The following is a 14,825-nucleotide window of genomic DNA, read 5'->3' as shown; positions in this document are numbered from 1 at the left end:
CGGCGGCACATCGGCGCTCACGATGACGCCCCGATGACCATGGGCACGCCCCGCGCGATCCCTGTACGCAGTTGCAGCGCGAGGGCGACGTCCTGCGCGAGGGGCCGGTCGTGCCCCGCGAGGTCGGCGACGGTCCAGGCGACCCGCAGCACGCGGTCCAGTCCCCGGGCGGTCAGGAAACCCCGCTCCAGGTCCAGTTCGGCCGCCTCCAGCGCGCCGGGCGCCGCGGGCCAGCGCGTGCGCAGGGCGTGCCCCGCGACCTCGCTGTTGGTCCGCCATCCGGTGCCGGCCAGGCGGGCGGCCGCTCGCTCGCGCGCAGCCCGCACCCGGTCGGCGACGGTCCGGGTGGACTCCCCCGGCGTGCCGTACCCGGCCAGCTCGGAGCGGGTGACGGCCTCCACCTCCACCTTCAGGTCGACCCGGTCGAGCAGCGGTCCCGAGAGGCGGGCCTGATAGCGCCGGATGAGGGAAGCGGGGCATTCACAGCCGTCGCCCAGCAACGTGTGCCGCCCGCACGGGCAGGGGTTCGCCGCAAGCACCATCAGAAACTTGGCGGGCAGTCGCACCACGCCGGCGCTGCGCGCGATGACCACGTGCCCCGACTCCAGGGGCTGCCGCAGCGAGTCCAGCGTCTTGCCGCTGAACTCGGGCGCCTCGTCCAGAAAAAGCACCCCGCGATGAGCCAGCGAGACCGCGCCCGGCCGTGCGATCCCCTTGCCGCCGCCCACCAGCGACTGCATGGTCGCCGAGTGGTGCGGGGCGCAGTACGGCGCGATGTCCACCAACGGCCTGCCCGGAGGCAGCATGCCCGCCACGGAGTGGACCGCCGTCACTTCCAGGGACTCCTCCCGCGTCAGCCGGGGCAGGACCGCCGGGAGCCGCTCCGCCAGCATGGTCTTCCCCGCACCGGGTGGACCTTGCAGGAAGAGGTGGTGCGCGCCGGCCGCGGCGACTTCGACGGCCGTCCTGGCCGCCACCTGCCCCACGACATCGGCCAGGTCGAGCGCGTGGGCGTCGTCCAGGCTGCCGCTGAGCCCGGAACCGACCCCAGTGCCCGGCACACACAGCCCGGCGAGCAGCGGATCGGGCCGTCCGGGCTCGTCCGGCTCCTCCTCCGGCACAGGCTCGTCGGTGAGGACGGCGATGAGTTGTCGCAGGCTGCGCACCCCGAGGACGGAGATGCCCGGGACCAGGGAGGCCTCGGCGGCGGTGCACTCGGGGACGACCACCTGTTCGTACCCCGCGTCGGCCGCCGCGAGGACCGCGGGCAGCACCCCGAGAACCGGGCGCACCCGGCCGTCGAGTCCGAGTTCCCCGATCATCACGATGTCGGCGAGGACCCGGGGGTCGATCCGCTCGGCCGCCCCGAGGACGGCGCAGGCGACGGCCAGATCGAAACCGCTGCCGCCCTTCGGCACCGACGCCGGGCTCAGCCCGACCGTGAGCTTCTTCTGCGGCCACTCGCCGCCGGAGTTGACGACGGCCGCCCTGACCCGGTCGCGGCTCTCGGTGAGGCTCTTGTCCGGCAGCCCCACCAGCGTGAAGGCCGCGACTCCGGGCTCCAGGTCGGCCTGCACCTCGACGACCACGCCCTCGACGCCGACCAGCGCCACCGAACACGTACGCGCGAATCCCATCAGGCCACCCCCCGCGCATGCTCGACCACGGGGACACCGCGTCGCGGGATCAGGACGCCGACCAGGTCGATGCGGACACCGCCCGGCGGTGGGCCGCCGCGTTCCTCGACCCAGCGCTCGGCGAGCCTGCGCAGGCGCTCCGCCTTGGTCCGGCCGACGCCCGCCATCGGATGTTCGAAGGGAGGGGAGCCGCCCGGGCCCCCTCTGCGCGTCTTGACCTCGCAGACGACGAGAGCCTCGCCGTCCATGGCCACGATGTCGATCTCACCGGTCCTGCCCGCGCGCCAGTTGCGCTCCAGGACCGTCATCCCCGCGTCGATCAGCCGTCGTGCGGCCAGATCCTCGCCGTACCTGCCGAGTGCTCCCCGTGCGTTCATGTCGGCACCACCTCCGACACCCACGGTCACGGTTCAGCCCGCACCTATTGGATCTTGGTGCATTACTCGCCGGTTGTGGAAAACCACGCCACCCCGCCGAGTGAATCAGCCGGAATCGGCGGGCGAAGGCAGCTGCGCTCAGCTGCCCGGCAGCTCCAGATCGCTCTTGTTGAGCTCCTCGATGTTCACGTCCTTGAACGTGAGCACCCGCACCTGCTTGACGAACCGGGCGGGCCGGTACATGTCCCACACCCAGGCGTCCGCCATGGAGACCTCGAAGAACACCTCACCCTGGACCGAGTGCACCTGCATCTCGTAGTCATTTGTGAGGTAGAAACGACGTTCGGTCTCGATCACGTATTTGAACAGCCCGACGACATCGCGGTACTCCCGGTAGAGCTTCAGCTCCATCTCGGTCTCGTACTTCTCGAGGTCCTCGGCGCTCATGGCATGTTCCCCTTCAGCCGTGCGTCCCCCTATTGTGCGTCAGCCCCGCGAACCCCTACACGATTTCCGTGTCGAGGATCTCGGGCCTTTCCGGGGGCCCCTCGTCGAGCAGTCTGCGAAGCAGCTCGGCGAGCCTGGTCGGGTACACCGTCTCATGAGCCTCGGTCAGTTCTCGGCACGTCCACCAACGTGCTCCGTCGACGCTGCGTCTTTCCAGCTCCGTGAGGCCCTCCGCGGCGATCGCGGTCTGCGACGTACGGGCCAGGAAGTACCACTCGTCCTGGTCCCAGCGCCGCCCCGCGAAGGGGAACGAACAGACGCGCCGCCACAGGACCGGGCCGAGCTCGACCTCCGTGATGCCGGTCTCCTCCCGCAACTCGCGCAGGGCCGCCTGCTCCCGCGTCTCGTCGCCCTCCACCCCGCCGCCCGGTGTGAACCACCAGTCGTCCGACGCGTTCCCCGGCTCGAAGCCGTGCATGAGCAGGATGCGGTCGCTCGGGTCGAGCAGGATCACCCGGGCGACCCTGCGCAGGTCAGCCGACACCGGCGGTCTCCTGGGCACCGCTGCCCGCGCGGCGGCGGCCCGCGCGCCTGGCCACAGGACCGTAGGCCGCGCCGCCCAGGACGAGCACCATGCCCGCCACGACGGCGATCACCATCAGGCGCAGCGGGCCCGGCTCGGAGGTGCCGCCCGGCAGGGCCGAGAACCCGTCGGGCCGCTCCAGCATGCCGAACCTCTCCATCGGCCACGCCACCGCGTCGACCCGCGCCTTCACGGCCTTCCGCGACACCGTGCCGTTCTCCCCGTCGGTCAGGTGCGCGGTGGAGTCCAGGGATCCGCTGCGCTCGTCACCGAGCAGGAACAGGCGCCCCTTGGGGACCGTCGTGGCGGGGATGCGGGTGGCCACGGCCGCCTCGCCCTGATCGAGGAGATACGGTTCTGCGATGTCCTTGCCGTTGACGGTCAGCTTGCCGTCCTGGCAGCAGGAAATCCTGTCCCCGCCTATGCCGACGACGCGCTTGACCATGGGCAGGTCGCCCCACGTGGACTGCTCGAAGACGACGATGTCGCCGCGGCGCACCTCGTCGCCGTCGATCCGCTGCGCCAGCACCCGGTCGCCCGAGCCGATCGTCGGGGCCATCGAGCCGGTCGGGACCGTGTACGGCTGGTACTGGATCGCGCCCCAGACGAACCCTCCGAGGAAGAGCACACAGCCGAGGGCCACGGCGATGCCCGACAGCACGCTGCCGAGCCGTCCGCGGCCCTCGTTCGTACGTTGTGTCCTGCTCATCCCAGTGCTCCCCCATCTCGGAGACGACCTCGCCGCCCGTGCGTACGGGCGGCGGAAGATCGGCGATCTGGGACGGCACCCTACCCGGCGGTACTGCCGCCAGAAACCCTCGCGCCGCGCGCGGCAGCCACCGTGAGACGGCGCCTGCGCCACAGCACGAGCGGCACGGCACCCGCGAGTCCGAGGACGCCCGGCGCCGCGCTGGAGAGCGCGTTGATGCCCGGCTGGTCGAAGGTGTCCGGCTTGGGCAGCGTCGCCCAGCGGGTGGGCGGCCAGGCGATCACGATCGCGCGGCCCACGACGTTGTCCACGGGGACGGCGCCGCCGCCCGGCTGCTTCTGGTGGTAGCGGGAGTCCAGCGAGTTCTGCCGGTGGTCACCCATGACCCAGATTTTGCCCTTGGGAACCTTGATCTTGAACTGGCCGCCCTGGTCGTCGACGCTGCACGGGGTGTTGCCCGCGAAGACGTACGGCTCGTTCAGCGCCTTGCCGTTGACCTTCACCGGCCCCGTGCCCTTGCACTCCACCGTGTCGCCCTCGACGCCGATGACGCGCTTGATGAGGTCCTTCTCGTCGGCGGACGGCATCAGGCCGACCCAGCCGAGGACCCGCTGGATCGCGTTCGGGTCCGGCGTGGGCTCGCCGTCCAGCCAGTGGCCGGGGTCCCTGAACACGACGACCTCGCCGCGCTCGGGCTCGGAGCCGAACCACGGAGTCAGCTTGTCGACGAGAACGCGGTCGCCCTGCTGCAGCGTGTTCTGCATCGAGTCCGACGGGATCGAGAACGCCTGGACCAGGAACGTCTTGATGAGCAGCGCCAGGACCAGAGCGATACCGATGAGGAGCGGCAGCTCCTTCCAGAAGGATCGGGGCTTCTTCTTCGGCTGCTCGGGATCCCGCTCGCGCGTCGCGCCACCGTCGCCGTCGTCGCCCACGGCGTCACTCCCGGGGGTCGCACCGTCCGCGACGGGGTCGACGCCCGGCTCGTCGGATCGTCCCGGCCGATCTTCGGGCCCCTCGTGTCCGGATCGTGCGCCGACCGCCAAATCCCCCACATCCACTCCTCAGTCCGTGCCGCCGCCTGCCCCAGATGCGATGCAGGCCCACCACTCCCATAACGAGCGGGAGTTCCGCAGGGGTCGGGAGCCGGATCAATCCGTATCGATCGTCAGGGGTCAGCCTATGCGACGCTCCTGTGGCGATGTCCGATCCCGCACGCGCGTCGGGAACTGACGCGTATGTGTCCGGCGCCTCCAGCTTGCGCCAGTGCCCGAAGGGCCATGCGATGACGATGGCGCGCCCGACGACCTGGTCCTCGGCGATCGTGCCGCTGAACTTCTCGGTGCGGTGGAAGCGGGAGTCGGCCGAGTCGCTCCTGTGGTCGCCCATCATGAAGAGGCGGCCTTCGGGGACCTTCACCTCGAACTCGAAGGCGGAGGGCTTGTCCCCGGGGTTGATGTAGGGCTCGTCCAGGGGCACGCCGTTGACGGTGACCTTGTCGTTCTTGTCGCAGCACTTCACGGTGTCGCCGCCGACGCCGATGACCCTCTTGATGAGGTCGCGTTCGCTGTCGGAGGGCAGCAGGCCGATCTGGGTCAGGCCTTCCTTGACCTGCTTGACGACCACGGGGTCGTCCTTCTTCTTGCCCTGTTCCTCTTCCAGCCAGCTGCCGGGGTCCTTGAAGACGACGACGTCACCGCGCTCCGGCTTCGAGCCGAACCAGGGGGTGAGCTTGTCGACGAGGACACGGTCGCCGATCCGGATCGTCTGCTCCATGGAGCCCGAAGGGATCACGAAGGCCTGCACCAGGAAGGTCTTCAGGACGAGGGCTATGAGCAGGGCCACCCCTATGAGGAGGGGTATCTCCTTGATCGCCGAACGCCGCCTGCGCCGCTTGACCTTCCGGGCCAGCTTGCGCCGCTCGGCCCGGCCGGGCAGGGAGGGGCCGTCGGTCGGCCGGGACCCCGTGGGCAGCCGGGTGTCGACGCCGTGGCCGGCGCGGGCCCGTCCGCGGCTACCCATGGGCGCCGCCGGGTGTGGGCACGCGCGCGTAGCTGTCGGGGCGCTCCAGGGACGTCCAGCGGCCGATGGGCCAGGCGATCCAGTCGGCTCTGCCGATGACCGCGTCGACGGGGATCATGCCGCCGCCGGGCTCTCCGAGGTGGTCACGGGAGTCACGGGAGTCACCGCGGTGATCGCCGAGGAGGAAGAGGCTGCCCTCGGGGACGACGACGTCGAAGGGCACCTTGGAAGCGGCGTCCCCCGGGTACAGGTACGGCTCGTCGATCGGCTCGCCGTTCACCTGGACCCTCCCCCGCTTGTCGCAGCAGACCACCCGGTCTCCCCCGGTGCCCACGACTCGCTTGATGTAGTCGGCTTCTCCGAAGTAGCCGCTTCCGTCGAAGACGACCGCGTCACCCCGTCGGGGCTCGGAACCGAAACGGTACGCCAACTTGTTGACGAGTACCCGGTCCCCGGAGCGGAACGCGGGCTCCATGGAGCCGCTCGGGATTTGGAAGGGCTGCACCACGAAGGCGCTGACCAGGAGCAGGGCCCCTACACACAGCAGGAACGACAGCGTGAACCCGCCGCCGGGCACGCGGTCGACGAGGGACGCAAAAACGGAGCGCGACCGTTCCTCCGTCTCCTCGGATGCTTCGGCGACGTCGGGGACGTCTCCGGTATCGGAGGGTGGGGAGGAGCGGTCGCGCTCCGTGTGCTGTGCTTCGGTGTCCATCGGGGCCAGATGCTATCCGGCCCCGCTGTGGACCCGCGCGGGAGCTCAGCTCTCGCGCTTCTCCTTGATCTTCGCGGCCTTGCCGCGCAGGTCACGGAGGTAGTACAGCTTCGCGCGACGCACGTCACCGCGGGTGATGAGCTCGATCTTCTCGACGATCGGGGTGTGCACCGGGAAGGTGCGCTCGACGCCGACGGAGAAGGAGACCTTGCGGACCGTGAAGGTCTCGCGCACGCCGGCACCCTGGCGGCGGATGACTACGCCCTTGAACTGCTGCACACGGGAGCGGTTGCCCTCGATGACGCGGACGTGGACGTTGACGGTGTCACCCGGGCGGAAGGCCGGGATGTCGCTGCGCAGCGACGCGCTGTCGACGGAGTCGAGCAGGTTAGCCATGATCGTCTGCTTTCTTCACTGATGCCACAGGTCATCAGCGGAACGTGGTGATGAGGTTTCGGTAGCTGATCGCGTCGGGCGGGCGTCGTTCCCCCTGTGGCAGGGGCGCACGCTGGACGTACAGCAGCGTTCTATTCTTCCACGGCCTCGGGGTTACGCCCAAATCGGCCGTCGGGCCCCGGGCGCCACCCCAGGATCGAGAGCATCTCGCGGTCTTTCTTGTCGAAGGCCTCGGGATCGCAACGCTCGATGAGATCGGGCCTGTTGCGGGTCGTGCGCCGGAGCGCCTCGTCCCGCCGCCAGCGGGCGATCTTGCCGTGGTGTCCGCTAAGGAGGACGTCGGGAATGCCGTGCCCGCGCCACTGGGGAGGCTTCGTGTACACCGGGCCTTCCAGGAGGTTGGCCATGGCTCCGGGGGCGAAGGAGTCGTCCTGGTGCGATTCGGCGTTGCCGAGGACGCCGGGCAGGAGCCGGGCCACGGCCTCAGTGATGACGAGGACGGCGGCTTCGCCGCCCGCGAGGACGTAGTCGCCGATGGAGACTTCGTAGACGGGCATGCGGGTCGCGTACTCGTCCGTGACGCGGCGGTCGATGCCTTCGTAGCGCGCGGGCGTGAAGACCAGCCAGGGGCGCTCGGAGAGCTCCACGGCGAGCTCCTGGGTGAAGGGGCGGCCGCTGGGCGTGGGGACGACCAGGACGGGCCCGTGGGCCCCGCTCTCGTACCCGTCGGCGAGCACGTCGTCGAGGGCCGCGCCCCAGGGATCGGTCTTCATGACCATGCCCGGGCCGCCGCCGTAGGGGGTGTCGTCGACCGTGTTGTGCCGGTCGTACGTCCACTCCCTGAGGTCGTGCACCTGGACGTCGAGCTGCCCACGCGCGCGTGCCTTGCCCACGAGGGAGACGTTCAGGGGGTCCAGGTACTCGGGGAAGATCGTGACGACGTCGAGCCGCATTACGCCTCGTCCCGGGTGGACGCGATCTCCGCGCGGTCGTCGATCAGGCCGGGCGGCGGGGCGATGACGGCCTTCTGCTCCTCCAGGTCGATCTCGACGACGATCTCCTGGACGAATGGGATCATGACCTCGCTGCCGTCGGGCCGCTCCACGATGAAGAGGTCCTGCGAGGGCAGGTGCGAGATCTCGGTGATCCGGCCGACCTCCTCGCCGTCCTCGGTGACGACGTCGAGGTCCATGAGCTGGTGGTCGTAGAACTCGTCCTCTTCCTCGGGGAGCTCTTCGGGATCCACCTCGGCGATGAGGAGGGTGTTGCGCAGGGCCTCGGCGCCCGTGCGGTCGCGCACGCCCTCGAAGCGCAGGAGAAGGCGGCCGCTGTGCACCCGGCCGGACTCGATGGTCAGCGGCCCCGTGGCGGCGGGGTCGGTGGCGAGCACGGCGCCGGGGCCGAGCCGCAGCTCGGGCTCGTCGGTGCGGACCTCGACGGTGACCTCACCCTTGATGCCGTGGGCACGGCCGATACGGGCGACTACCAACTGCACTAGCGTTTCTCCTCATCCAACGACTACGGGCCGGGGAAGGCCCTGGAGCCCTCCCCGGCCCGAGCCGGTGCTGCTGTGGTTCTACGAACCCATCGGTCCTGGGAACCCGGTTCAGCGAACCTGGTCCACGTCGACGAGGTCGACGCGGACACCACGGCCGCCGATGGCGCCCACGACGGTGCGCAGAGCGCGCGCGGTGCGGCCGTTGCGGCCGATCACCTTGCCGAGGTCGTCGGGGTGAACCCTGACCTCGAGGACGCGCCCGCGGCGCAGGTTGCGCGAGGCGACCTGCACGTCGTCGGGGTTGTCGACGATGCCCTTCACGAGGTGCTCGAGAGCCTCCTCGAGCATGCTCAGGCCTCGGTGGACTCGGTGGACGCGGCCTCGGCCTCGTCCGCCTTCTTGTCCGACTTCTTGGCCTTCTGCGTGATGGCCTCGCCCTTGGCGTCGTCGCCCTCGAGACCCTTGGTGAAGGCCTCGAACGCGGCGCGCTTGTCCTTGGGCTCGGCAACCTTCAGCGGCGCCGGGGCCGGCAGGCCCTTGTGCTTCTGCCAGTCGCCGGTGAGCTTCAGGATGGCCATGACCGGCTCGGTCGGCTGGGCGCCGACGGACAGCCAGTACTGGGCACGCTCCGAGTTGACCTCGATGCGCGACGGGTTCTGCACCGGGTGGTACAGACCGATCTCCTCGATGGCCCGGCCGTCACGGCGGGTACGGGAGTCGGCGACGACGATGCGGTAGTGAGGCGAACGGATCTTGCCCAGACGCTTCAGCTTGATCTTGACTGCCACGGGAGTGGTGTCTCCTGGTCTTGACGTGGGTGGGCACAACGTGGATGCCGCGTGGGGTTGCGGTACTCGAGTGCCCGATGGACGCGTCAGCCGGAGGAGAGAGGGGTCCTGTGCGACTGTCGAGTACAGCTAGCCATTGTGCCATACGTCGGCGGGGCGCCCGCACCCGGTCCGGGCGCCCCGGTCCAGCTCAGCCCACGCCCACCGCGACCCCTTCCGGGATCCGGAAGGGCTTGCCGCAGCCGCCGCACATGATCGGCGCCTGGGCGAGCACGGAGGGCACGACGCGGACGTTGCGCCCGCAGTCGCAGACGGCCTTGACGCGGACGCCTCCGCCGGAGGAGCCGTGCCGGGCGGCCGGCCCCCGGAAGCTGCGCGCGGTGTCCGCCGTCGTCGCCGCGGTGTGCGCCTTCAGGGCGCGCTGGAGTCGCTCGATGGTCGGGCGATAGCGCTTCTTGGCCTCGGGGTTGAGCGTGACCAGTGAGAAGCCGCTGCTGGGATGTGGCTCTTCCGGATGGTCCAGGCCCAGCTCCTCGGCGATCGCGAGGAATCTGCGGTTGTGATATCGGCCGGCACGTGAGGTGTCGCGTACGCCGCGCGAGGCGGCGATGCCATGGACTGCCTCGTGAAGCAGTCGCTCGAAGGAGAGCTCGGCGCCACAGGCGGACGACGACTCTCCGATCAGGGATTCGGGCGCGGCAAGGTCGGGCAGCTCGGGGTGGTGCCGCTGAATGTCGGCCCACGCCTGTGCCAGCTCTGCGGCGAGAACAGGTGGTGTCGTGCTCACGTCGTGAACAACGAGCCGGGAGCCCCGGGGGTTCCATTCCGGGGCATCCCAAATAATTTGCACGTACCCGTCAGTTGCCGTTGATGCGTCCGGACGAGGGCGGGTGCGCTGATCTGCGGAGAAGCCTCACAGCTCGCATCAAGCCGGTACGTAGCGGCGCGTACGCCCCGGCGTGTAGATCGACTCCTCGCGCCGGGGCTCATGTTGCCTGGGCAGGCGTGCGAGCCGAGATCGAGCGCGGGTGTACCGGAGGCGCCCTCCTCAGTAGGAGCGAGCGACGAGAGCGACGTTACCCGGGGTCTCCTCGGCGTCCGGCACCGCCCCGTCCTCCGTGACCAGACACCGTACGGTCACGGAGTGCTCGGCCAGCCTGGCCTCGCCTTCTTCGCCGAGCGCGGCCCACGGGACGCGCGCCCAGCCGCCGGCGGCCGTCGCCTCCACGGCCTCGTCGACCGTGCGGACGTCGGAGGTGCGGGACTCGCGGCGGGCGCGGGCCTGCGTCAGGAGCAGTGCCTGGTCCTCTTCGAGGACCGTGGGCAGCAGGCCGACGAGGGCGTCGACGGCGACCGGCTCCTTGCCGCCGGGGCTGTGCTTGCCCGGAATGCGGCGGACCAGCATGGCGGTGCCGTTCTCCAGGTCGCGCGGGCCGACCTCCACGCGCGCGGGGACGCCCTTGAGCTCCCAGTCGACGGCGCGTCTGCCGAAGGGGGTGTCCGTGCGGTCGTCGACCTGGACGCGGATGCCGGCGGCCCGCAGGGTGTCGCCGATCTCGTGGACCTTGGCGAGTACGGCGTCGTCGCCCTTGATGGCGAGGACGACGACCTGGACGGGGGCCAGGCGGGGCGGTACGCGCAGCCCGTCGTCGTCGCCGTGCATCATCGCCAGTGCGCCGATCATGCGGGTCGTGCTGCCCCAGGAGGTCTGCCAGACGAGCTCCTGGGTGCCGTCCTTGGACAGGTAGCGGGTGTCGAAGGCCTTGGCGAAGTTCTGGCCGAGCTCGTGGCTCGTGCCGAGCTGGAGGGCCTTGCCGTCGGCCATCATGCCTTCGAGGGTGAGGGTGTTGATGGCGCCGGCGAAGCGCTCCTTGGCGGTCTTGCGGCCCAGCACGAAGTCCATGGCGAGGACGTCGCGCATGAAGTCTCCGTAGACGTGCCTATGGATGCGGGCGGCGAAGTCGCGGGCCTCCTCGTACGTCGCGTGGGCGGTGTGGCCCTCCTGCCAGAGGAACTCCGACGTCCGCAGGAACAGGCGCGGGCGCATCTCCCAGCGGACCACGTTGGCCCACTGGTTGATGAGCAGCGGCAGGTCGCGGTAGCTCTGCACCCACTTGGAGAAGTACTCGTTGACGATCGTCTCCGACGTGGGGCGGACGACGACCGGCTCCTCAAGCTCCTTGCCGCCGCCGTGCGTGACGACGGCGAGTTCCGGGGCGAAGCCTTCGACGTGCTCCGCCTCCCGGGTGAGGTACGACTGCGGGATGAGGAGGGGGAAGTACGCGTTCTGCGTGCCTGTCTCCTTGATGCGTGCGTCCATCTCCTGCTGCATCCGTTCCCACAGCCCGTAGCCGTACGGTCGGATCACCATGGTGCCGCGCACCGGGCCGTTGTCGGCCAGTTCGGCCTTGTTGATCAGGTCCTGGTACCAGCGCGGAAAGTCGTCCGCCTGGGGCGTGAGCACGGGTGTTTTGGCCATGGCGCGCATGGTAGGGGCGGGCCTGCGGTGAGTGCGCGGGTTTATCGCCGAGGGGGCGCACGACGGTGGAACGCAAGCATTGGCCCACAACCTCTGGACTCCACGACGGATGCGGAGTTCTCTGGCATACGGGGGGAGTGCGAGCGCACTGCACGGGGGTGGACGAACCGTTGGATTACGTCACGGCACTAACTCTCGGCTGATTGGGGCGCATTCGATGACACCAACACTCGTGCAGTCGCACCTTCCCCACGCGGGCGCGGCGCCCCGTGTGGACCTGGGTGCACGCGCGCGTGACTGGGCGGAGATCCAGGAACGGATGCTGGTCCCGCTCTATGAAGCGGTGTACGAACGGCTCGACGTGGGGAACGGTACCCGGCTGCTCGGCCTCGGCTGCGGTTCCGGACTGGCTCTGCTGATGGCGGCCTCTCGGGGTGCCGCGGTCACCGGCGTCGACCCCTCGCAGCCCGAACGTCTTGCTCTCGCGCGTGAACGTCTGCTGCCGGAGTCGACGGGTGACGCACGCGCGCGTGCCGCCACCCGGCTGGTGGAAGGCGGTCCCGCGGACGCGGCGGACCCGGGCCTGCCCACGTACAACCTCGTCACGGCCTTCCAGCCGATCGGCTGTATGGCGGGCGACTCCGAAGGGCTTTCCGACCTCCTGGCGGCGGCGACTCCGCTGGCCGGGCACGGCACCCCCGTGGTACTCGCCGGCTGGGGCCCGCCGGAGCGTTGCGCGACCTCGTCCGTCCTGAAGGTGGCGACGAAGCTCGCGGACCCGCTCCGGAGCGCGGGCAGCTGGCGCCCCGCGCTCCGCGACGACCTGGAGGTGGTCGCCCACCGGGCGGGCCTCAAGCCGGACGGGTCGGGCCGGGTCGCGTGCCCCTTCGGGTACGCGGACGTGGAGAGCGCGGCACGCGGACTGCTCTCGACGGGGCTGTTCGACGCGGCGGCGCGGGCGACGGATCAGGCGCAGGTCGACAAGGAGCTGACGGAGGCGCTGCATCCGCACCGGCGCGCGGACGGAACGGTGTGGATGCCGAACGTCTTCCGCTACTTGATCGCGCGTACGCCCTGAAGAGCCCTCTCCGTAGACGAACCCCTCTCCGTGGAAGAGCGCTCTCCGTAGAAGAGCCCACTCCGTAGCGGAGCCCTACGTCAGCCGCCCTTGGCCAGCCGCGTGATGCCCGCGATCCGGTACGCCTCCGCCTCCTCCAGCGTCTCGTTCTCCAGGAGCGCGGCGGACAGGGCGTCCAGTTGCCCTCGGTGGTCGCGCAGCTGACGGCAAGCGCTTTCGTAGCACTCGTCCACGATGCGGCGCATCTCGCCGTCGATCGTGTCGAGGGTCTGCGGGGCGGCCGCGAGACCGTACGCCTGCTGGGCGTCGTTCGGCAGGGCGGAGAGGCGGCCTACGCGCTCGCTCATGCCCCAGCGGGCGACCATGCCGCGGGCGATGTTGGTGACCTGCTCCAGGTCGTTCTCCGCGCCGGTGGTGACGACTCCGTAGACGACGTGTTCGGCGGCCATGCCTCCCAGGGCGCCGATGATGCGCCCTCGGAGGTACTCCTCCGTGTAGGCGTACTTGTCGGAGTCCGGGGTCGAGAGCGTCACGCCAAGCGCACGCCCGCGCGGCACGATCGTGATCTTGCGGACGGGGTCGGCGCCGGGCTGGAGCATGCCGAGCAGGGCGTGCCCGCTCTCGTGGTAGGCGGTACGCCTGCGCTCGTCCTCGGGCATCACCAGCGGCCGTTCGGCGCCGAGCTGCACCTTCTCCATGGCTTCGGAGAGGTCGGCCTGGGTGACCGTGCGCTGCTTGCGCTTGACGGCGATGAGGGCCGCTTCGTTGGCGAGGTTGGCGAGTTCGGCGCCCGTCATGCCCGGTGTCGTACGGGCGACCTGGGCGAGGTCGACGTCGTCGGAGAGCGGGATGGGCCGGGTGTGGATCCGGAGGATGGCCTCGCGTCCGCCGCGGTCGGGAGGCGAGACGTTGACGACCCGGTCGAACCGGCCCGGCCTGGTGAGAGCGGGGTCGAGGATGTCGGCGCGGTTGGTGGCGGCGAGCACGATCACCCCTTCCGCGCCCGAGAAGCCGTCCATCTCGGTGAGGATCTGGTTGAGCGTCTGCTCGCGCTCGTCGTGCCCGCCCATGCCGCTGCCGCCGCCCCGGGCACGTCCGATGGTGTCGATCTCGTCGATGAAGATGATGGACGGCGCGACCTTGCGGGCCTCGGTGAAGAGTTCCCGTACGCGCGAGGCGCCGACGCCCACGATCATCTCGATGAACTCCGATGCGGACGCCGAGAAGAAGGGCACGCCCGCCTCACCGGCGACGGCGCGCGCGAGCAGGGTCTTGCCGGTGCCGGGCGGCCCCGCGAGGAGCACGCCGCGCGGCATCTTGGCGCCCATGTCCCGGTAGACGCCGGGGTTCTTCAGGAAGTCGACGACGTCGTTGAGCTCGCCCTCGACCTCGTCGATGCCCGCCACGTCCTCGAAGGTGGTCCGCTTCGCCCCGGGCTCCAGCTCGACGGGCTTGGGCGGCGTCTTGCGGCCGAGCATGCCGCCACCGCCGCCCATGCCCGTGCTCATGCGCCGCGCGATGAAGATCCACAGCACGACGAGCAGGAGCATCGGCGCGAGCGAGATGAGGAGGTTCGACAGGAAGCTGCGCTCCTGCACGACGGGCTCGGCGGTGACGGTGACCTTGTGCTTGGTCAGGTCGTCCCAGAGCTTGTCGTCGGCGAAGGCGGGCCGCTGGGTGGTGAACTTGGTGTACTTCCCCTTGTCGCCGTCCGGCCGCGGCTGCTCCTTCTTGAGCTGCCCCTGGATCGCGTCGCCCTTGGAGTAGATCTTCGTGACGTTGCCGGAGTCGACCTGCTTGCTGAACTCGGTGTACGAGATGGTCGGCTCGTCCCCGTCGTTGAAGAACGACAGCACGAGGTTGGCGATGAGGTAGACGATCAGAGCCGTCAGGACCAATCCGCCCCAGCCGCCCGGCATCTTCTTCTTCGGCGGCGGCGCGGGGTCGGGCGAGGGCGCGCCCTCGGAGCGCCACGGCTTGTCGGGCGCCCGGTCCGGCGGCACGGGGTTGCTCATATCCGGACGTTACGACACAAACAACAGCCTAGCACCCGCTCACAAACGCCCGAGGGCGCCCCCGTAACCGGGGACGCCCTC

The 14,825-nt window shown here is 70.1% G+C and carries 17 protein-coding genes; 1 reads left to right on the top strand and 16 read right to left on the bottom strand.

Translation table 11 applies throughout. The features are described 5' to 3' along the window. Positions 1-17: 17 nt before the first annotated feature. From DEJ49_RS26695 to proS, 15 genes are all read right to left on the bottom strand, one after another. Positions 18-1,637, bottom strand: coding sequence for a YifB family Mg chelatase-like AAA ATPase (locus DEJ49_RS26695; protein WP_150186459.1), 1,620 nt, complete (start codon positions 1,635-1,637; stop codon positions 18-20). Next, positions 1,637-2,044 (bottom strand): YraN family protein, encoded by a 408-nt coding sequence (locus DEJ49_RS26690; protein WP_150186458.1) that lies wholly within the window; start codon positions 2,042-2,044, stop codon positions 1,637-1,639. The genes DEJ49_RS26695 and DEJ49_RS26690 overlap by 1 nt, the downstream gene beginning before the upstream one ends. Before the next feature lie 108 nt (positions 2,045-2,152). Continuing rightward, positions 2,153-2,461 carry a DUF2469 domain-containing protein gene (locus DEJ49_RS26685; RefSeq protein WP_005311352.1) on the bottom strand — a complete coding sequence of 103 codons (309 nt, stop codon included), beginning with the start codon at positions 2,459-2,461 and terminating at the stop codon, positions 2,153-2,155. A gap of 55 nt (positions 2,462-2,516) precedes the next feature. Beyond that, positions 2,517-3,005, bottom strand: a complete 489-nt coding sequence (locus tag DEJ49_RS26680) for an NUDIX hydrolase (RefSeq protein WP_223833008.1) — start codon at positions 3,003-3,005, stop codon at positions 2,517-2,519. Continuing rightward, positions 2,995-3,753 carry a signal peptidase I gene (lepB, locus tag DEJ49_RS26675; protein WP_150186456.1) on the bottom strand — a complete coding sequence of 253 codons (759 nt, stop codon included), beginning with the start codon at positions 3,751-3,753 and terminating at the stop codon, positions 2,995-2,997. Before lepB (DEJ49_RS26675) ends, DEJ49_RS26680 begins: the two co-directional genes overlap by 11 nt. An 80-nt stretch (positions 3,754-3,833) precedes the next feature. Then, complete coding sequence (gene lepB, locus DEJ49_RS26670) at positions 3,834-4,808, bottom strand: signal peptidase I (protein WP_150186455.1); 975 nt, start codon at positions 4,806-4,808, stop codon at positions 3,834-3,836. Further along, entirely contained in the window at positions 4,693-5,775 is a 1,083-nt protein-coding gene (lepB, locus tag DEJ49_RS26665; protein ID WP_150186454.1) for a signal peptidase I, read from the bottom strand. Before lepB (DEJ49_RS26665) ends, lepB (DEJ49_RS26670) begins: the two co-directional genes overlap by 116 nt. Next, entirely contained in the window at positions 5,768-6,490 is a 723-nt protein-coding gene (gene lepB, locus DEJ49_RS26660) for a signal peptidase I (RefSeq protein ID WP_150186453.1), read from the bottom strand. The genes lepB (DEJ49_RS26665) and lepB (DEJ49_RS26660) overlap by 8 nt, the downstream gene beginning before the upstream one ends. A 45-nt stretch (positions 6,491-6,535) precedes the next feature. Beyond that, positions 6,536-6,886 carry a 50S ribosomal protein L19 gene (gene rplS, locus DEJ49_RS26655; RefSeq protein WP_150172712.1) on the bottom strand — a complete coding sequence of 117 codons (351 nt, stop codon included), beginning with the start codon at positions 6,884-6,886 and terminating at the stop codon, positions 6,536-6,538. A 131-nt stretch (positions 6,887-7,017) separates the two neighbouring features. Next, positions 7,018-7,839: a tRNA (guanosine(37)-N1)-methyltransferase TrmD gene (trmD, locus tag DEJ49_RS26650; RefSeq protein WP_150186452.1), complete on the bottom strand. Its 822-nt coding sequence runs from the start codon at positions 7,837-7,839 to the stop codon at positions 7,018-7,020. Further along, positions 7,839-8,381, bottom strand: a complete 543-nt coding sequence (rimM, locus tag DEJ49_RS26645) for a ribosome maturation factor RimM (protein ID WP_150186451.1) — start codon at positions 8,379-8,381, stop codon at positions 7,839-7,841. The genes trmD and rimM overlap by 1 nt, the downstream gene beginning before the upstream one ends. 111 nt (positions 8,382-8,492) lie before the next feature. Beyond that, complete coding sequence (locus DEJ49_RS26640) at positions 8,493-8,732, bottom strand: RNA-binding protein (protein ID WP_014176063.1); 240 nt, start codon at positions 8,730-8,732, stop codon at positions 8,493-8,495. A 2-nt stretch (positions 8,733-8,734) separates the two neighbouring features. Continuing rightward, positions 8,735-9,172 carry a 30S ribosomal protein S16 gene (gene rpsP, locus DEJ49_RS26635; RefSeq protein ID WP_150186450.1) on the bottom strand — a complete coding sequence of 146 codons (438 nt, stop codon included), beginning with the start codon at positions 9,170-9,172 and terminating at the stop codon, positions 8,735-8,737. A gap of 190 nt (positions 9,173-9,362) precedes the next feature. Next, the gene (locus DEJ49_RS26630) at positions 9,363-9,959 is read right to left on the bottom strand and encodes a hypothetical protein (protein ID WP_150172704.1); all 597 of its coding nucleotides are present in this window, start codon (positions 9,957-9,959) and stop codon (positions 9,363-9,365) included. Between the two features lie 261 nt (positions 9,960-10,220). Next, a complete protein-coding gene (gene proS, locus DEJ49_RS26625) occupies positions 10,221-11,651 on the bottom strand; it encodes a proline--tRNA ligase (RefSeq protein ID WP_150186449.1) in 1,431 nt (476 codons plus the stop codon). Between the two features lie 217 nt (positions 11,652-11,868). On the opposite strand from proS, the gene DEJ49_RS26620 reads away from it, so the two are divergent. Further along, complete coding sequence (locus DEJ49_RS26620) at positions 11,869-12,729, top strand: SAM-dependent methyltransferase (protein WP_150186448.1); 861 nt, start codon at positions 11,869-11,871, stop codon at positions 12,727-12,729. Positions 12,730-12,809: 80 nt separating this feature from the next. Here DEJ49_RS26620 and ftsH read toward each other — a convergent pair whose 3' ends face one another. Beyond that, positions 12,810-14,744, bottom strand: coding sequence for an ATP-dependent zinc metalloprotease FtsH (gene ftsH, locus DEJ49_RS26615; protein WP_150186447.1), 1,935 nt, complete (start codon positions 14,742-14,744; stop codon positions 12,810-12,812). Positions 14,745-14,825 lie beyond the last annotated feature (81 nt).

It is taken from the genome of Streptomyces venezuelae (assembly GCF_008642335.1).
GTDB lineage: Bacteria > Actinomycetota > Actinomycetes > Streptomycetales > Streptomycetaceae > Streptomyces > Streptomyces venezuelae_F.
This window is presented reverse-complemented; position numbering and strand designations above follow the sequence as displayed.